The organism is Halomonas sp. H10-9-1, assembly GCF_040147005.1.
GTDB lineage: Bacteria > Pseudomonadota > Gammaproteobacteria > Pseudomonadales > Halomonadaceae > Halomonas.
Genome location: NZ_JAMSHO010000001.1, coordinates 2,919,732 through 2,936,775 on the forward strand (window position 1 = coordinate 2,919,732; position 17,044 = coordinate 2,936,775).

16 protein-coding genes are annotated in these 17,044 nt (G+C 65.7%); 10 read left to right on the forward strand and 6 right to left on the reverse strand.

What is annotated here, in order from left to right; all coding sequences use genetic code 11:
* Positions 1 to 60 precede the first annotated feature (60 nt).
* Positions 61 to 2,253, forward strand: a complete 2,193-nt coding sequence (locus tag NFH66_RS13400; protein ID WP_349610714.1) for a heavy metal translocating P-type ATPase — start codon at positions 61 to 63, stop codon at positions 2,251 to 2,253.
* A gap of 101 nt (positions 2,254 to 2,354) precedes the next feature.
* On the opposite strand, the gene NFH66_RS13405 is transcribed toward NFH66_RS13400, so the two are convergent.
* Together NFH66_RS13405 and nfsA are read right to left on the reverse strand one after the other, a co-directional pair.
* A complete protein-coding gene (locus tag NFH66_RS13405; protein WP_349610715.1) occupies positions 2,355 to 3,074 on the reverse strand; it encodes a ZIP family metal transporter in 720 nt (239 codons plus the stop codon).
* Positions 3,075 to 3,113: 39 nt separating this feature from the next.
* Entirely contained in the window at positions 3,114 to 3,845 is a 732-nt protein-coding gene (gene nfsA, locus NFH66_RS13410; RefSeq protein WP_349610716.1) for an oxygen-insensitive NADPH nitroreductase, read from the reverse strand.
* Between the two features lie 219 nt (positions 3,846 to 4,064).
* On the opposite strand from nfsA, the gene NFH66_RS13415 reads away from it, so the two are divergent.
* From NFH66_RS13415 to NFH66_RS13430, 4 genes are read left to right on the forward strand one after another with little or no spacing between them, the layout of a single operon-like run.
* Entirely contained in the window at positions 4,065 to 4,997 is a 933-nt protein-coding gene (locus NFH66_RS13415; protein WP_349610717.1) for a sirohydrochlorin chelatase, read from the forward strand.
* A 39-nt stretch (positions 4,998 to 5,036) separates the two neighbouring features.
* Positions 5,037 to 5,288 carry a DUF3820 family protein gene (locus NFH66_RS13420; protein ID WP_349610718.1) on the forward strand — a complete coding sequence of 84 codons (252 nt, stop codon included), beginning with the start codon at positions 5,037 to 5,039 and terminating at the stop codon, positions 5,286 to 5,288.
* Complete coding sequence (arfB, locus tag NFH66_RS13425; RefSeq protein WP_349610719.1) at positions 5,269 to 5,682, forward strand: alternative ribosome rescue aminoacyl-tRNA hydrolase ArfB; 414 nt, start codon at positions 5,269 to 5,271, stop codon at positions 5,680 to 5,682. The genes NFH66_RS13420 and arfB overlap by 20 nt, the downstream gene beginning before the upstream one ends.
* Positions 5,679 to 5,882, forward strand: coding sequence for a DUF1289 domain-containing protein (locus NFH66_RS13430; protein WP_349610720.1), 204 nt, complete (start codon positions 5,679 to 5,681; stop codon positions 5,880 to 5,882). Before arfB ends, NFH66_RS13430 begins: the two co-directional genes overlap by 4 nt.
* Before the next feature lie 17 nt (positions 5,883 to 5,899).
* Here NFH66_RS13430 and NFH66_RS13435 read toward each other — a convergent pair whose 3' ends face one another.
* Positions 5,900 to 7,132 carry a DUF3422 domain-containing protein gene (locus NFH66_RS13435; RefSeq protein WP_349610721.1) on the reverse strand — a complete coding sequence of 411 codons (1,233 nt, stop codon included), beginning with the start codon at positions 7,130 to 7,132 and terminating at the stop codon, positions 5,900 to 5,902.
* A gap of 86 nt (positions 7,133 to 7,218) precedes the next feature.
* Positions 7,219 to 7,941 carry a DUF3581 domain-containing protein gene (locus tag NFH66_RS13440; protein WP_349610722.1) on the reverse strand — a complete coding sequence of 241 codons (723 nt, stop codon included), beginning with the start codon at positions 7,939 to 7,941 and terminating at the stop codon, positions 7,219 to 7,221.
* A 310-nt stretch (positions 7,942 to 8,251) separates the two neighbouring features.
* Here NFH66_RS13440 and nhaD point away from each other — a divergent pair, with 310 nt between their 5' ends.
* From nhaD to NFH66_RS13465, 5 genes are all read left to right on the forward strand, one after another.
* Complete coding sequence (gene nhaD, locus NFH66_RS13445; protein ID WP_349611740.1) at positions 8,252 to 9,640, forward strand: sodium:proton antiporter NhaD; 1,389 nt, start codon at positions 8,252 to 8,254, stop codon at positions 9,638 to 9,640.
* A gap of 239 nt (positions 9,641 to 9,879) precedes the next feature.
* Complete coding sequence (locus NFH66_RS13450; RefSeq protein WP_349610723.1) at positions 9,880 to 10,311, forward strand: hypothetical protein; 432 nt, start codon at positions 9,880 to 9,882, stop codon at positions 10,309 to 10,311.
* Positions 10,280 to 11,500: a TonB-dependent receptor gene (locus NFH66_RS13455; RefSeq protein WP_349610724.1), complete on the forward strand. Its 1,221-nt coding sequence runs from the start codon at positions 10,280 to 10,282 to the stop codon at positions 11,498 to 11,500. Before NFH66_RS13450 ends, NFH66_RS13455 begins: the two co-directional genes overlap by 32 nt.
* A gap of 32 nt (positions 11,501 to 11,532) precedes the next feature.
* Positions 11,533 to 14,409: a bifunctional diguanylate cyclase/phosphodiesterase gene (locus NFH66_RS13460; RefSeq protein ID WP_349610725.1), complete on the forward strand. Its 2,877-nt coding sequence runs from the start codon at positions 11,533 to 11,535 to the stop codon at positions 14,407 to 14,409.
* Positions 14,406 to 15,221, forward strand: a complete 816-nt coding sequence (locus tag NFH66_RS13465) for a PEP-CTERM/exosortase system-associated acyltransferase (RefSeq protein ID WP_349610726.1) — start codon at positions 14,406 to 14,408, stop codon at positions 15,219 to 15,221. Before NFH66_RS13460 ends, NFH66_RS13465 begins: the two co-directional genes overlap by 4 nt.
* A gap of 6 nt (positions 15,222 to 15,227) precedes the next feature.
* On the opposite strand, the gene NFH66_RS13470 is transcribed toward NFH66_RS13465, so the two are convergent.
* Together NFH66_RS13470 and NFH66_RS13475 are read right to left on the reverse strand one after the other, a co-directional pair.
* Positions 15,228 to 16,289: a DUF3541 domain-containing protein gene (locus NFH66_RS13470; RefSeq protein WP_349610727.1), complete on the reverse strand. Its 1,062-nt coding sequence runs from the start codon at positions 16,287 to 16,289 to the stop codon at positions 15,228 to 15,230.
* Entirely contained in the window at positions 16,286 to 17,044 is a 759-nt protein-coding gene (locus tag NFH66_RS13475; protein ID WP_349610728.1) for a trimeric intracellular cation channel family protein, read from the reverse strand. Before NFH66_RS13475 ends, NFH66_RS13470 begins: the two co-directional genes overlap by 4 nt.

Consider the following 17,044-nt stretch of genomic DNA (forward strand, 5'->3'; position numbering starts at 1 on the left):
AACCTATAGTTACTACAGGGTTTAGGCTTGAGATATTACCCCACGGAGAGGAACCCCGCCATGACAGCATCCACACCCACACCCACCGCCGCGACCCTGACGCTGCGCGTCGAGGGCATGGATTGCGGCGGCTGCGAGCGCAAGGTCGAGTCGGCGCTGGGTCGCCTGGAGGGCATCGCCGAGGTCTCGGCCAGCTCGGTCACCGGCTCGGTCCGGCTGCACTTTTCTACACGCCCGCCTGCACACTCGCCCGCACACGCGGCGATCGAGCGTACGCTTCATGAGCTCGGCTACCGCCTGATCAGCGAGGAAGAGGCGGCCGCGCCGGAGGCACCGGCGCCCTGGTGGCGCACCGCCAAGGGCCGGCTGGTGCTGGTCACCGGCGGCCTGCTGCTGGCGGCCTTCGCGCTGCGCCTGGCCTGGCCGGCACTCGGCCAGTGGCCCTTCGTCGCCGCCACCGCGGTGGGGCTGGTGCCCATCGTGCAGGGCGCCTGGGGCGCGCTGAAGCAGCGCAATCCCTTCACCATCGAGATGCTGATGAGCATCGCCGCGCTGGGGGCGCTGGCCATCGACGCCGCCGCCGAGGCCGCGGTGGTGGTCTTCCTGTTCGCCGTGGGCGAGCTGCTGGAGGGCGTGGCCGCCTCCCGGGCGCGGCGCAGCATCTCGGCGCTGGCGGACCTCACGCCCTCGACGGCACGACTGCTCGAAGGCGACGACACCCGCGAGGTGCCGGCCGCCACCCTCGCGCCCGGCCAACGGGTGCTGGTCCGCCCCGGCGACCGGGTGCCCTGCGACGGGCGCATCCTCGCCGGGGCCTCGGAGCTCGACGAGTCGCCGATCAACGGCGAGTCGGTACCCCGTGCGCGGGCGCCCGGTGACGACGTCTTCGCCGGCACCGTGAACCTGGAGGCCGCCCTGGAGGTGGAGGTGACGCGGCGCGCCGAGGACAACACCATCGCCCGGGTCGTTCGCCTGGTCGAGGAGGCCCAGGCCGCCAAGGCGCCGGTCGCCCGCTTCATCGACCGCTTCGCGCGCTACTACATGCCGGCGGTGATCGGGCTCGCCCTGCTGATGGCCGTGGCGCCGCCGCTGGTCGCGGGCATGGCGTGGTCGGAAGCGATCTACCGGGCACTCGCGCTGCTGCTGATCGCCTGCCCCTGCGCGCTGGTGATCTCGACCCCCGCGGCGATCGCCGCCGGGCTCTCGGCCGGCGCCCGGCGCGGCCTGCTGATCAAGGGCGGCGCGGTGCTGGAGCAGCTCGGCAAGCTCAAGCTGGTGGCGCTGGACAAGACCGGCACGCTGACCGCAGGCCGCCCACGCGTCACCGATGTGGAGGCCCTGGATTCCGGGCACGACGAGGGTGAGATCCTGCGGCTGGCCGCGGCACTCGAGCGCGACGCCAGCCACCCCATCGCCGTGGCGATCCTGGCCCACGCCGAACACCAGGGTCTCTCGGTGCCACGGGCAAGCGAGAGCCGCGCCCTGGCCGGCCGCGGGGTCGCCGGGCGTGTCGAGGGCCGAGCACTCTCGCTGATCACCCCGCGCCATCTGACGGAACGGGGTGCTCTGTCCGACGAGCTCAAGGCGCGGATCGCCGAGCGGGAGCAGGCCGGCAAGAGCCTGGCGGTGCTGGTCGAGGACGAACGGCCGCTGGGGCTGATCGCGGTGCGCGACGAGCCCCGCGAGGATGCCCGCCACGGCCTGGCGGCACTGTCGCGCCTCGGTGTGCGGGCGGTGATGCTCAGCGGCGACAACGCCCGTACCGCCGCCGCCATCGGCGAGCAGCTGGGCATCGAGGCCCACGGCGAGCTGATGCCCGAGGACAAGGCCCAGCGCGTGCGGGCGTGGCAGGCCGCCGGCCAGGGGCCGGTCGGCAAGGTGGGCGACGGCATCAACGACGCCCCGGCGCTGGCGACCGCCGAGGTGGGCATCGCCATGGGCGGCGGTACCGACGTGGCCCTGGAGACGGCGGATGCGGCGCTGCTCAAGGATCGCGTGAGCGGCATCGCCGAGCTGGTCGACCTCTCCCGGGCCACGCTGCGCAACATCAAGACCAACGTCGCCCTGGCACTGGGCCTGAAGGCGGTCTTCCTGGTCACCACGGCGCTCGGCATCACCGGCATGTGGATCGCGGTGATGGCGGATACCGGCGCCACGGTGCTGGTGACGCTCAACGCCATGCGCCTGCTCGGCTACCGCTTCTCGCCGGGAGTCGCTCCGGCGGAGGCCCGGCCCGCCTCGGCCGGGTCGTGACGCCCTCCCGGTCCGGAAGGAAGCTGAGCGTACGCGACTCGCTGCCGCACTCTCGGTGACCTACCGGGACAAGCCGCTGATTCGCTGCCTGGCCCTTCCGGTCATGCCCCCGTCAGGATCTTGCCCAGCACACCGAGCAGGAAACCGACGGAGGCCCCCAGAGGCGGCACCCAGTGGTTCTGCAGCCTGGCCTGGGGGGCGATGTCCTGGAAGATGATGTACAGGATACCGCCGGCCGCGAACAGCATGATGCAGGAGACCACGCCGGCAAGCTCGGTCAGGAAGAAATACCCGGCCAGCCCGGCGATGGGGCCCAGGAAGGCCATCAGGATGAAGGCACCGATGATGTGCAGGCCGCGATAGTCCGTGGACACCCTGATCTCCCGATAGGCGTTGAAGCCTTCCGGTATGTTCTGCAGGGCGATGATCCCGGCCATCAGCACACCCGCCTCTTCCGATAAGGCAAACGCCGCTCCCAGGGCCAGGGCTTCCGGCACGAAATCGGATAGCATGGCGACCAGCTGGCTGAGTTGGGTGTTGTTCGCCGCCAGCCACATGTCCAGGAACATGAACAGCAGGCTGCCACTGGCAAAAGACACCACCACCGCCAACGGCGACAGGCCATGGACCCCCTCCGGCACCAACACCAGCGCGACGGCAGCCAACAGCGCTCCTCCCCCGAAGGCGATCACGGCGTGCCGCACTTCGGTTTCGAGCCAACGCGACCGGATCCGCTCGACCGCCGCCAACGATGCCCCGAGCGGCATTGCCAAGCCCGCGCTCAGCGTCAGCAGCACGAGCTTCACCACGTCATTCGTCATGCTCATCTCCCGGGGTGGCAGAGGCGCCCGAGGCGCGCCTCATGTCATCTCGAAGCCGCGCCTGACCAGGAACTCGCGCATATGGGGGCGCAGCTTGGTGTCGAACAGCGGCGTCAGGTTCTGCGACCAGGTAGTGTCCTTGGGGCCGCCCCTCCGGGATTGGTAATAGGCGTGCATGGCATCGTCGTAGGCCGCCACCAACTCGCTGTCGTCATGGTAGCTATCCTCCTTGAGGATCGCCTCCACCGGCAGGCGCGGCTTCACGTCGGGGTCGTGGGCCGGGTAGCCGAGGCACATGCCGAACACCGGGTAGACGTGGTCCGGCAGGCCCAGCAAGTCGCTGATCTGCTGAGGATTGTTGCGTACGCCGCCGATATAGCAGATGCCCAGCCCTTCCGACTCGGCGGCCACGGCCACGTTCTGGGCCATCAGCGCGGTGTCCACGCTGGCCACCAGCAGCTGCTCGGTCATGCCGCGCACCACCCGCGCTCCGGTGCGCTCGGCCGCCTCGGTGGGTCGTTTCATATCGGCACAGAACACCAGGAAGGCACCGCAGGTGGCCACATAGCGCTGGCCGCCGGCCAGCTCGGCGATCGCCTCGCGATTCTCGGGCTTCTTCACATGGATGACGCTGTAGGCCTGTACGTGGCTGGAGGTGGCGGCGGCCTGGCCGGCGCTGACCAGCTCCTCCAGCAGCTCGCGGGAGATCGGCTGGTCGGTGAACTTGCGCACGGAACGGTGGGACTTGAGCAGCTCGATGGTGGGATTCATGGGACCTCGCTCGGTGGATGCCGCATCGCATCTGTGGAGTTGCTTAACAGGCTCATTGTTCCACGATGCGCCCTCTCCTTGTACCGTCTTTTGCCGACGGACTTTTCAGCGACGCTGCTGCTGGGTAGTGTGAAGGCCTTCTTGCCGCCCCGTTGCCCAGGCGCCGTCACGCTGCACTACCGGCCACTCCACCTTACTGCCCCACCCTCCGAGGCTTACATGAAACGCATCCTGCTCGTCGATAACGGCTCCCTGCGCCCCCAGGCCACGCTCAACCTGCGTCGCCTGGCCGGGGCCCTGACCGAGGCAGCCGGAGAGCCGGTGGTGGCCGCCTCGCTACTCCATTCCCACAAGATTCCTGCCGAGCAGTTGGAGGGCAAGAAGGCAGTGACGCTGGGTCCGTTGACCAAGCGCCTGGCGGCGGAGGGCGTCACCGAACTGATCATCGTGCCCTTCTTCTTCGGCCCCAGCCAGGCACTGACCCGCTACCTGCCGGAGCGCCTGACAGAGGTGCAGGCGGAGTACCCGAGGCTCGCCATCAAGGTCGCGGCGCCGCTGGTGGACACCCTCGCGGGACTCGACCTGCGCCTGGCTCGGCTGCTGGCCGACAACGTCCGCGAAGCCATGGTGAACAAAGGCATGGTGAACAAAGGCATGGTGAACGAAGCCATGGGAGACGAACGCACGGGCGAGAGGCGCAAGCCAACGGTGGTGCTGGTCGACCATGGCAGCCCGACCCCCGAGGTCGCCGCGGTGCGCAACTATGTGGCCGGACAGCTCGGGGCGCTGTTGAATGAAGAGGCCGACTGCGTCACCTTCGCCTCCATGGAGCGACGCGATGGCGACGAGTATCGCTTCAACGAACCGCTGCTGGCCGACCTGCTGGCCTCACGGGCACTGGCCGGGCGCGAGGTGATCCTGGCCATGCTGTTCCTCGCCCCCGGCCGTCACGCCGGCGAGGGCGGCGACATCGCCGAGATCTGCGCGCAGGCGATTGCGGCCTCACCGGGGCTCACCGTCACTACCACGCGCCTGGTGGGCGAGCACGAGGGGATCCTGGAGATCCTCGCGAGCCGCGTGTCCCAGGGGCTCTCAGGGCAGTCGCTGCTGGTGGAGCTACCGGCCATGGGCAAGGCTAGCCGATCCCGGTAGCATGGCTCCCGCCACTTCCATCACCCGCGAGGACGCAACGTGAACCCCGAGGACCTACTAACGCTGGTGAGGATGCACATGCCCTTCGGCAAGTACCAGGGGCGACTGCTCGCCGACCTTCCGGGCCCCTACCTGGCGTGGTTCGCCCGCGCGGGCTTTCCCGACAGCGAGCTGGGCCGCCTGCTCGCGCTGATGCACGAGATCGACCACAACGGCCTCGGCGGCCTGCTCGAGCCGCTGCGCCATTCCAGACCTGACCACGGACCCGGTGATGCTGAAGATTTCCAATAGCGTGGAGCTCGGCGATTGGGAGATCGAGCTGAACCCGATCCGCGCCCAGGGCGCCGGCGGGCAGAACGTCAACAAGGTATCCAGCGCCATCCACCTGCGCTTCGATATCCCGCGCTCCAGCCTGCCGCCCTTCTACAAGGAGCGGCTGCTGGCGCTTGGCGACCAGCGCATCACCCAGGACGGCGTGGTGATCATCAAGGCCCAGCGCTTCCGCACCCAGGAGCAGAACCGCGAGGATGCCCTGGTGCGCCTGGGCGAGCTGATCCGCGAGGCGGTGAAGCAGCGCAAGGTGCGCAAGCCCACCCGACCCACCCGCGGCTCCCAGCGCCGCCGGGTCGATGACAAGACCCGCAAGGGCAAGACCAAGGCCCTGCGCGGCAAGGTGAACCCATGAGCGACGCCCGCCGGCAGCGCCCGGTCTCGCCCTGTGTTCGAATCTGCCGCGTGACGCCCGATGGTGGCGGCTGCGAGGGGTGCGGGCGCACCCTCGGCGAAATCGCCGCCTGGGCGCACCTGGACGAAGAGGCCCGCGAGGCGGTCTGGCAGCGCCTGGAAGCCGAGGGCTGGTCGCTCGGTGACGCCGACCCGGCCTGACCCCGCCGGCATGCCCCTCAGTGCTGCTTGACGCGCCAGATGCGCCAGGCCAGCACCCCGATGATGCCAAGCCCCAGCGGCCCCAGCACCGCCGCCGCCACCGCGGGCACGATGCTCACCCCCAGGGCGTCGAGGCTCTGCAGGCCGAGCTTGAAGAGGCTGAAGAGGTAGTAGCTGATCACGATGATCGACAGCCCCTCCACCGCCTTCTGGATCTTCAGCTGGCTGCTGGTGCGCTCGTTGAGGCTCGCCAGCATCTCGGCGCTCTGCTCCTCGATCTCCACCTGGGCCCGGGTGCGCAGCAGATCGTTGAGGCGTGCCACGCTCTCCGCCAGGTCCTGCTGGCGACGATGGATCGAGGCGCAGAAGTGCACCGTGGGCCGGAAGCGGCGCAGGATGAAGGTGCCGAGCCTGGGGCTCTCGCCCACCCGGCTCTCGCGCAGCTCCTCGATGCGGGCGAAGACGATCCGCGCGTAGGCCTCGGTGGCACTGAAGCGGCGTCGCGAGCGTGCCCCGGAGCGCTCGAGGCGTGCCGAGAGCGACGACAGGTCCGCCAGCAGCGGCCGGGAGCTCTCCTCCTGCCTCTCGGCGTTACGCTCGGAGAGCTCGCCGAGCTCCTGCTCGTGGGCCTGCAGCTCGCGCTCCAGCTCCTTGGCCAGGGGCAGCGCCAGGTTCGCCATCATGCGGTAGGTCTCGATCTCCAGCAGGCGGCGCGTCATGCGCCCCAGTCGAAAGGCGTCCAGCCCCTGGTTGACCAGCAGCAGGCGGTTGACGCCCTCCTCGGTCAGGCGGAAATCGCTCCATACGATGGCGTCGCCGTCGCCCACCCGCGAGCCCGCCGGGTCGCGGAAGCCATACGCGGCAACGCTGCCGGACCAGTGGTGCGCGGACGCCACCAGCACCTGGGTGACGCCGATCAGCCGCGTCTCGTGTCCCGCCAGCACCTCGTCCAGGAGCGCCGGCGGGGGCGACCAGGGCGTCTCCTCATGCAGGCCCGGCACCAGCAGGGTCAGGGTGAGGAACTCGGTGTGGCGCTCCCACTTCAGGGTCAGTCCGTCGATCTCGAGGATCTGCTGGACGGCATCGGGCAGGGGCGACACCCCGGTGCGCTCGACCAGACGGGCCAGCACGGCTTCGCAGGCGCCGGCCTCGTCGAGCAAGGCGTAATGGTGGAGGGTGGCCGGCTCATCGAAGTAGATCGAGGGCCGGGCGTGCAGCTCGTTGTGCAGTCGCTCTCGTTGCGGGTGCATGGTCGGGTCTCGAAAGGGGAAACCTTCGAGCCTACGGCCTCCCCCCCACCGCGCCAAGCGCCTGCGTCAACGCGCCCCTGGCGGACTCAAGTCGACGGGTTCCCAGCCTCGTAGGCGGCCTTGAGGCGATAGAACTCGGCGACGATCGCGTCCATGGACTCGGCATCGTAGTCACACAGACCACTGACCACCAGCTTCTTGGAGCCTGTCCCCACCTGCTCGCCTCCCGACTGGATGCGGAACTCGAGCAGGGTGTCACCCCGCTTGCCGTTGACCTCCAGGGAGGAGTCGGACAGCTCCAGCGCGGGAGTGAGACCCTCGAGGCGAGCCAGGGAGAAGCCCATGCTGTCATAGATCACCAGCGGCCTGCGGGGGTTGAACATCACGCCCTTCTGTTCCATCAGCGGCTTGAGGTAATGCGGGAAGTTCTTGCCCGAGAACGAGACATAGCAGCGGGTGAAGGCCTCCACTATTGCTTCGTCGTGGGTGGTCGCCCCGCTGCGTGAGACCTCCAGATAGGACTTGCCGGCGTCGTCACAGACGCGAATCCGCCCATCGGCATGTTCCTGGAAATACAGCGGGGTGCCATCGCCGACCATGCTGAGAAAGCGAAACTCCATGTGCTGGGAGAGGCCGAAGCGCGCCAGCACCAGGGCGAACAGCAGGTCGCCGGGCACGCAGAAGCGCCGCGCATCCGGGTTGTGGATGGGGTTGTAATCGCCGGCGACCCCCTTGGCGAATCGACTGGCTTGCTCCGCCGAGATGGTGATGTGGTCCCCTGCCAGCGTATGAAATACATCGAGAAACATGCGTGACTTGCCTGCGTCGTTGGCGATCCGAAAACGGCCGGCGTCTGCCGGAGCGCTGATGATGCCACAAAACGGCCTTCGGGGCAGGCGGGGAGCCCGCGACCACCCCACTACTCCTTTGGTGGTAAGGCTTTGCGTCTATATTGCGCTGCACTAGCAGTGGTAGAATAAGCGCGCTTTCTCACCCTTCCCACGAACCTCGTTTTCGGGACTCAACGCCATGCCATCCTTCGGATACCCAACCCTGCGGCTAAGGCACACTGCCTGGTGGTCGGGATGCCTCGTGCTTGTCTGCCTGCTGTTCAGCCCCATGGCCTTCGCCGTTACGGGCGAGCTGAACCTCACCAACTCCGTGGTCGGCCTTGTCGCCGTGAGTATCTTCGTCCTCGCCTATGCGCTCGTCATGGGCGAGGAGAAGCTGCATATGCGCAAGTCCAAGCCGGTACTGGTCGCCGCCGGTATCATCTGGGCACTGATCGGCTGGGTCTACGTGCAGGCCGGCATGCCTGCCGAGGCCGAGCACGCCTTCCGCGCCACCCTGCTCGAGTTCACCGAGCTGATGCTTTTCCTGCTGGTGGCGATGACCTACATCAACGCCCTTGACGAGCGCCGCGCCTTCGATGTGCTGCGCAGCTGGATGGTGCGCAAGGGCTTCACCTACCGCCAACTGTTCTGGATCACCGGCGGCCTGGCCTTCGTGATCTCGCCCGTCGCCGACAACCTGACCACCGCACTGCTGATGTGTGCGGTGGTGACCAAGGTCGCCGAGGGCGACAAGCGCTTCATCAACCTCGCCTGCGTCAACATCGTGGTGGCGGCCAACGCCGGCGGCGCCTTCAGCCCCTTCGGCGATATCACCACCCTGATGGTCTGGCAGGCCGGCATGATCGAGTTCCAGGAGTTCTTCGTCCTGCTGCTGCCTTCGCTGGTCAACTTCCTGATCCCGGCGGTGGCGATGACCTTCTTCATCAAGAACCGCAAGCCGGACAGCATGGAGGAGGAAGTGTGGCTCAAGCGCGGGGCGCGCCGCATCGTCGCCCTGTTCCTGCTGACCGTGGCCACCGCCGTGGCCTGCCACACCTTCCTGCACCTGCCCCCGGTGCTGGGCATGATGACAGGCCTTGGCTACCTGCAGTTCTTCGGCTACTTCCTGCGCCGCACCCTGCCTCGCTCGCTGGAGAGGAAGCGCACCCGCTACGCACGCCGCGGCGACGACAAGAAGCTGGCCCAGCTGGGTAGCGTGGTGCCCTTCGATGTCTTCAACCGAGTGGCACGCGCCGAGTGGGATACGCTGCTGTTCTTCTACGGCGTGGTGATGTGCGTGGGCGGCCTGGGCTACATGGGCTATCTGGCAATGCTTTCCGAGACCCTCTACAGCGGCTTGGGGGCTACCAATGCCAACATCGCCCTGGGCCTGATCTCCGCGGTGGTCGACAACATCCCGGTAATGTTCGCGGTACTGACCATGGAGCCCGACATGTCCCACGGCCACTGGCTACTGATCACCCTCACCGCTGGTGTCGGCGGTAGCCTGCTCTCCATCGGCTCCGCCGCCGGTGTGGCATTGATGGGCCAGGCCCGCGGCAACTACACCTTCATGGGCCACCTGCGCTGGGCCCCGGTGATCGCCCTCGGCTATGCCGCCAGTATCGCCACTCACCTGTGGCTCAACGCCGGGACGTTCCAGGTCTTCGGCTGAGTCGACTTGCCCGGCGGCGCCGCCGCCGGGCAGCCAACCGCCGTTGAAGCACCAACTTTACATTCCCATCCCTTCAGGTAGCGTATGAGCAGGAGCCCGATACAGCACACCGCCGCGTGTCGGCGCGAGGCCTGTACCCGTGACGCCACATAGGATAGGGAAGCCGATAACGCCATGACGACACGCCCCCAACCCGCCTCGCTGTCATCTCGTTGTATATCTCTGCACGAGGTCGAGACATGGCGTGGCTGAGAGCCGCTCTGCTGCTCTGGTTGCTGCCTCTGGGGGGTGGCCATGCCGTTGCCGAGGAGCAGACCGTGCTGTTGGTAGCCCATGCCGACGTCACCACTCAACGCCTCACGCGCGATACCACTCGAGCCATCTTCGCCATGCGCCAGCGCACCTGGCCGAATGGCCAGGCCGCCCGAGTCTTCGTGCTGCCCAACGACCACCCCGTGCACGAGCGCTTCGTCAAGGAGCGTCTGGCCGTTTATCCCCATCAATTGCAGCTGGCATGGGACCGCATGGTCTTCTCCGGTACCGGCCAGGCGCCGGACCGCGTGAGACACCAGGCCGAGATGCTCGAGCGTATTGCCACCACCCCCGGCGCAATAGGCTATCTGGAGAGGGAGTACCTGGATGACCGTATCCAAGTCATTTCAATGGATTGAAAGGAGCCGAGCGCTGGCCCTGGCAGCCACGCTGGCGAGCCTGGCAACGGGACAGGCGCTCGCCAGCGAGAAGGTGCTGGATACGCTGCAGATGCACGGCTTCCTCAGCCAGGCGCTGGTGATCACCGACGACAACAACTTCTTCGGCCCCAGCAGCGAGGACGGCGGTAGCCTGAAGTACACCGAGATCGGGGCCAACGTGTCGCTGCGTCCGCACGAGAACCTGCTGGTAGCGGCCCAGGTGCTCAGCCGGCGGGCTGGCGGAGATGGTGACGATGCCAAGCCCGCTCTCGATTACGGCGTCATCGACTACCAGTTCTTGTCCAACCAGCAACGCACAATTGGTATGCAAGTAGGCCGGTTCAAGAACCCATTTGGTTTCTACAACCAGACCCGCGATGTCGCCTTCACACGCCCCAGCATCCTGCTGCCACAATCCATCTACTTTGACCGGACCCGTTCATTGGGTTTATCGGGCGATGGTGTCAGCCTGTATTACGAAGAGATGTTGCCCAGTGGAACATTCCGGACCCAGGTCGGTATAGGCCAGGCCCAGGCTGGCGATGACTTGCGTAGGACGATGCGGATCGAGGATGCGCCGGGTAAACTCGAACCCCGTGACTCGGCCATCGCACAAATCAAGTACGAACACGATGGTGGGCGAATCGTTGCAGCATTGAGCGCAGCGAGTGCCAAGGCCAAGTTTGAATCTCGCGACGCAGTACTCAACAATGGTAATTTCGAGTTCGTCCCATGGGTGCTTTCACTTCAATACAACTCCGAACACTGGAGCCTGACCGGGGAGTACGCAATTCGCAGCTCCAAACTGGAAGGGTTTAATAATCCCTTCCTCAATTTCGATGTAACAGGTGAAAGTTGGTATCTACAATATACTCGCCGCTTCAATGATCGCTGGCAGTGGCTGGTGCGCTACGACAGCCTGACCAACAATCGCGATGATCGCTCAGGCAGCACCTACGAGTCTATTGGGGCAGGTCCCGCCCACAGCCAGTACGCCGATGACATCACACTTGGGCTGCAGTGGAACGTAAGTCACCGACTGATGCTGGCGGCCGAGTATCACCATGTCGATGGAACGGGGTGGCTTCCCGTGCAGGACAACCCCGACCCCTCCGAGACAGAGCGCCGCTGGAACATGATGCTCTTTCAGCTCTCCCTGCGCTTCTAGAGGCGCGCATTGGACCAGGAAGCCTCGGCGAGATGAGTTCAGCGAGTCAGCCCACATCACCCCGCTATCGCCTCAGCCTGACCTGGCGCGTCATCGCGTTGAGCAGCCTGCTGGTGCTGGGCCTGGTGCTGGCCTTCTCCTGGATCGGCCACGCCAACCTCACGCACCAGTTCGAGGAGAGCCGCAACGAAAGCGCAAGCCGCCAGGCCGGCGAGATACGGCTGGCCATAGAGCGCTCCGCGGAGGGGGTTCGCCAGCTTGCCTCGCTGGTGGCCGCCACCCAGGGGCTCGGCACTGCCCTCACCCGCCGCACCGGCGAGGCGCTGCTGGAGAGTCTGGGACCACAGTGGCCGACCCTGCAGCTGGAGTCGGGGGTCGAAGAGATCCTGCTGTTCGATACCGCTGGACGCCTTGCCGCGGAGTGGGGCACGCCACAGGCGGAGAACGGCCGCCCCGTCCAGCATTGGCTACGCCGGGTCATCGAGACCGAGACACCGCTGACCGCCCTGCGCTGCTCCAGCGACTGCCGGCAGTACGCCGCCGTACCCGTGCTGGTCGAGGGCCAAAGCACTGGGGTGGTGATCCTGTCTCGCTCGCTGGCCGATGTCATGCGCCAGGCCCACGAGATTGCCAAGGGTGACGTAGGGCTCCTGGTAACCGGAGAAATGCAGAGCGGCGAACTGCCCGCACAGCGGAGGCTCCCGGAGTGGTATGGACAACTGATCGCCCTGACCGGGCAAAGCGAGAGCCTGCCGGCCCTGCGCCAGGCGTCCCGCGAGACCACTCTCAGCGCCCTCACCGAGCGCCCCTACCGCTTTCGCCACGCGGCTCGCGATATCGAAGTGAGCGCGGTGCGCATGGACGAAGATGGCGACCGGCGCAGCACGGGCTATGTGCTCTTTACCAATGATATCACCGACCAGATACACGCCATCCGCCAGGATACCCGCACCCTGGCGACGATCGGCCTTGGCGGCTGGGTAGCCGCGGAGTTGCTCCTGCTGGCCATCCTGCTCAGCCCCATGGCTCGGCTGCGGCGCATCTCCGGCATCCTGCCGAGCCTGGCCCAGGGAGCATTCGACCGCGCGCGGGCAGCCATCCCCCACCCCGACCTCAGGCTGGCCGACGAGATCGATATCCTGGAAGAGTCGACCCTGCGCCTGGCCAACCAGCTGGAAACCCTGGAAGGAGAGGTCAGGTCGCGAGGGGAGCAGCTGGCCCAGCGCGTGGATGAACTGGCCCACGAGCGCGACTTCATCGGCAGCCTGCTCGATACCGCCCGGGTGTTCATCATCACCCAGGATGCCGATGGCCGAATCGGCCTGGTCAACGACTATGCGCTGTCGGTCATGGGGGTAAGCGAGAAGCTGCTGCTCAAGCGACTCTTCGACGATGTCTTCGGCGGCCCGCGGCAGTCGCTGGCCGGCAGTGACGGCAAGGAGCAGGAAGAGCGCCTGCTGAGCACCGCCGATGGCAAACGACACACCATCGCCTGGTACCACGCTCCACTTCCGGTGAGTCCCGGAGAGCTCAATGGCCGCATCTCCGTCGGCCTGGACATCACCGAGCGCAAGGCCGCCGAAGCACGCCTGACATGGTTCGCCGAGCGCGACCCCCTGACCGGACTCTACAACCGCCGCTATCTCAAGGAGGCCTTGGACGGCGCCATCGCACAGGGCCAATCGGGCGCCCTGCTGCTGCTCGACCTGGACCAGTTCAAGGACGTCAACGAACTCAGTGGCCACCAGGCCGGCGACCAGTTGCTGCGCAAGGTAGCCAGCGTGCTGGGCGAGGAGCTGGGGCATCGCGGCACACTGGCACGCCTGGGCGGCGACGAATTTGCCCTGCTCGTGCACAGCGGCGGGGAGACCCTGGCGACCCGCATCGCCCAGCAGGTCAACCAGATCCTGGCCACGGTTGTACTCGAGGTCGGAGAGCGCCGACACCGAGCGAGCGCCAGCATCGGTATCGCACTCTTTCCGATCCACGGTGACAACGCCATCGACCTGATGGCCAGCGCCGATATGGCGATGTACAAGGCGAAGGCTTCCAGCAGCCAGCGCTGGCACCTGCTCTCGACGCTGGAGGATGCCCGCGGGGAACTTCAGGAACGTGTCTACTGGGAGGAGCGCATCCACCATGCGCTGGAGGAAGACAGCTTCGAGCTGATGGTGCAGCCCATCGTGCGCCTGGAGGATCGGGATATCCGGCACTATGAAGTACTGATCAGAATGCAGGACGAAGCCGGCAAGCTGATCTCACCCGGAGCCTTCATCCCGGTGGCGGAACGCAGCGGACAGATCCTCGAGATCGATCGGTGGGTAATACATCACGCGCTGCGGGTACTCGCGCGCTTGCACGAAAGTGGCATCAGTCTTGCCATCAACCTGTCGGGCCAATCGCTCCACGATGACGGCCTGAGACAGTACCTCGCCGACGAGATCAGCTGCAGCGGAGCACCCCCGAACAGCCTTATCCTGGAAGTTACCGAAACCGCCGCGGTCACCGACCTCGCGACGGCCCGTGGCGTGCTGCAGTCACTGCGTGAGCTGGGCTGCCGCACAGCACTGGATGACTTCGGCGTCGGCTTCAGCAGCTTCCACTATCTCAGCCAATTGCCGGTGGACTACATCAAGATCGATGGCAGTTTCATCCGCCACCTTCCGGTCGATGCCAATAGCCGCGTTATCGTCAAGGCCATCGCCGATATTGCCACTGGTTTCGGCAAGCAGGCCATAGCGGAATTCGTCGATCAGGAGTCGCTTGTGCCCATACTCAGATCCTACGGCATTGCATTCGGGCAAGGCTTTCATCTCGGCAAGCCTATGCCGGTCGATGAGGCATTCAACTGCATACCCCTGAACACTATCAGCGCAAGTCCACCAAGACAGGACAAAGGGATCTCATGAGCACACCAAGCCACAAGGAAAACAAGGCGATATCCAGACGTGATATCCATGAGGTCTTTCTGGAAAAATACTCCCTCAAACTGGCGGCCACCCAAGCCGAAAAAGAGCGAGTATATAGGCTTAGATTTGATGTATATTGTCAGGAAATCGGGTACCAGCCTGAAGTATTCTGCCAAAAGAGTCTCGAGCTGGACGCCCATGACAGGCACTCGATACATTGCTACTTGGAGCATAAATCATCCGGTTTGGCGGCAGGATGTCTGCGCCTTGTTCTGCCTGACCCCTACGCCAAGACATCTGACCAACTGCTCCCTCTTCAAGGATATGGCGGGCGCAGCCTCAGCCACCCGTGGCTTCACCCATCAGTACTCCCGGAGACTGAGATCTGCGAAATCTCACGCTTCGCTATTGCACGAGCGTTCCGAAACAAGCCGATCAAAAATGAAACTCTTGACCCTAGCAGCACAAAGTATATTTTTTCTGAGCAAGACAAGAAAACATTCCCCTGGATCATCATTTCACTCTTTCTAGCGACCTATTCACTGGTAGGGCTAACCGGCCGACGCCACGTCTTCGCGATGATGGAGCCCAGGCTACCCAGGCTACTGGCAATGTCAGGCTTCAACTTCAAAAAAGTCGGCGAACCCATCGAGATGCACGGCAAGAGAAGCGCCTACTACATAGATCACTCTCGTGCGGAAGAAGAGATACATGAGGATCTTATCCCCATGTATCTTTGCATCAAGGACCATCTGGCAGAGCAGATTTTGGACCTGCCATCGGCAACGGTATTAAAAGCAGAGAAGGTATAGCGAGGCTTACATCAAGGGTCCAGGATAGAGCCGCCCTTGCCACCCCAGTACCATGATCGCCAGCACGTTGCGATGTTCCCCCTTCGCCAGGTCGGTACTGCCGTCAGGCGAGGGGATCATGCCGCTCTCGCGATCCAGCGCCGCGACCAGGGCATCGCGAACTCGCTCGACCAGCGGGTGATCCTCACGCCCCGCCAGCAGGAAGCTCAGCGCCACCTCCGCCTGGATATCCTCGGTGGCGTCGCGCATGATCCGTTCGGCCTGCCCCTCGAATGACTCGAGTACCCAGGCATACGCCTTCGCATCCACTTCCCGTTGATAGTAATGGCTGGCGGCAATGACGAAGTGTGTCAGCCCGTAGAGCCAGTTGCGGTACTCCGCGGTCGACAGGGCCGCCAGGCTGTCGGGTGGATAGCGACGCCGGAAGGCAGCCTCCACCTCTCGACGCAGGTCCATCACCCCGAGCTGGTGAAGGAAGTGCACTTGGTTGGCGACCTGGGCAGCATAGACTCTCAGCACCTCGGGGTCGGTCAGGAACGCCGCCCAGGGCAGATCACCGAGATACTCCAGAGCCTGCTCATGGCCAGGCATCTCGTCCAGCATGCCGTGGTAGTGGGCCTGCACCAGCCGGAACAGCAGGCCCTTGGCATAGGCGATCTCGCCCCATTGAGTGAACATCTCGGCCCGGGCTCGCTGCTTCTCGGTGCGCCGTGGATAGCCCTCGACACTGTCACTCGCCAGCGCTGCTGTTCGCCCCGGCACCTCCAGCGCGGCGATCTCGCTCTCGAGACGCTCGCCCAATCGGGCCGCGTAGTCTCGATTGTCGGCCAGGTAGCGCGCCTCGCCGGTCACCCGGTAGAGGCGCTGGGCGTAGTGGCGGCGCTTGCCGTTGGAGAGTTCGGGTAGCACCGCCTCATAGGTCGCCTGGATTCGCTCTGCCGCCAGCCGGTGGGTTGCGGCCGGGGCAACGGCAGCGGACGGCTGCACGGCGCAGCCCGAGAGCTGCAGCGCCAGCACACACAGGGCAAGCCATGACAGCAGCCGCAGCGGGATATTGGATCGGCTCATGAGCGGTTCTTCCGGCGTCGTGACTGGTCGGGGCGAATCATGCGCACCCGCACCTTGGGCCGTGGTGGTGCGGCGGGCGGTGGCGGCGGAGTCGTGCCCTCAGCGCTCACCGGAGGCGCCGCCTTGGGGGATCTCGGGATCACCACCCAGGCGAAGGTAGGCAGCGCCAGATGCCAGTGGATGGCGGCCAGGCGCAGGCTGAGGGTGGTCATCAGCGACAGGGCGATGGCCAGCGGGCCGGAGGCCCCCAGGGCATCCAGGCCGACATAGGCGATACCGCCGGCGATGGCCGCGGTGGCATAGATCTCCTCGCGCAGCACCATGGGCACCCGGCGCGCCAGCACATCGCGCACCATGCCGCCGGCCACGCCGGTCATCATCCCCATCAACACCGCGACCAGCCCGGATGTACCGAGCTGAAGCGCCTTGTGAGCGCCGATCACCACGAACAGCGCCAGCCCGAAGGCATCGGCCACCGGCAGGAAACCGCGCGACAGCCGGTGGATATAGTGGAATCCCAGGATGGCGAGCCCCACCGTGGCCAGGATGACCCACAGGTAAGTGGGATCGGTGACCCAGAATACCGGACGCACGCCGAGCACCAGGTCGCGCAGAGTGCCGCCACCGATGCCAGTCACCGCGGCAAGCACCAGCATGCCGAAGGGATCCATGCGCGAGCGGCAGGCCAGCACCACCCCCGACAGTGCAAAGACGATCACCCCCGCCATGTCCAACCAGTAGATCAGCACGTTCAC

Excerpts from the sequence above, each read along its gene's own strand:
- NFH66_RS13465 (WP_349610726.1), top strand. The coding sequence starts at position 14,406 with ATGAGCACACCAAGCCACAAGGAAAACAAGGCGATATCCAGACGTGAT.
- NFH66_RS13415 (WP_349610717.1), top strand. The coding sequence starts at position 4,065 with ATGAAACGCATCCTGCTCGTCGATAACGGCTCCCTGCGCCCCCAGGCC.
- arfB (WP_349610719.1), top strand. The coding sequence starts at position 5,269 with ATGCTGAAGATTTCCAATAGCGTGGAGCTCGGCGATTGGGAGATCGAG.
- NFH66_RS13440 (WP_349610722.1), bottom strand. The coding sequence starts at position 7,941 with ATGTTTCTCGATGTATTTCATACGCTGGCAGGGGACCACATCACCATC.
- NFH66_RS13435 (WP_349610721.1), bottom strand. The coding sequence starts at position 7,132 with ATGCACCCGCAACGAGAGCGACTGCACAACGAGCTGCACGCCCGGCCC.
- NFH66_RS13400 (WP_349610714.1), top strand. The coding sequence starts at position 61 with ATGACAGCATCCACACCCACACCCACCGCCGCGACCCTGACGCTGCGC.
- nhaD (WP_349611740.1), top strand. The coding sequence starts at position 8,252 with ATGGCCTTCGCCGTTACGGGCGAGCTGAACCTCACCAACTCCGTGGTC.
- nfsA (WP_349610716.1), bottom strand. The coding sequence starts at position 3,845 with ATGAATCCCACCATCGAGCTGCTCAAGTCCCACCGTTCCGTGCGCAAG.
- NFH66_RS13470 (WP_349610727.1), bottom strand. The coding sequence starts at position 16,289 with ATGAGCCGATCCAATATCCCGCTGCGGCTGCTGTCATGGCTTGCCCTG.
- NFH66_RS13460 (WP_349610725.1), top strand. The coding sequence starts at position 11,533 with ATGAGTTCAGCGAGTCAGCCCACATCACCCCGCTATCGCCTCAGCCTG.
- NFH66_RS13450 (WP_349610723.1), top strand. The coding sequence starts at position 9,880 with ATGGCGTGGCTGAGAGCCGCTCTGCTGCTCTGGTTGCTGCCTCTGGGG.
- NFH66_RS13455 (WP_349610724.1), top strand. The coding sequence starts at position 10,280 with ATGACCGTATCCAAGTCATTTCAATGGATTGAAAGGAGCCGAGCGCTG.
- NFH66_RS13405 (WP_349610715.1), bottom strand. The coding sequence starts at position 3,074 with ATGACGAATGACGTGGTGAAGCTCGTGCTGCTGACGCTGAGCGCGGGC.
- NFH66_RS13430 (WP_349610720.1), top strand. The coding sequence starts at position 5,679 with ATGAGCGACGCCCGCCGGCAGCGCCCGGTCTCGCCCTGTGTTCGAATC.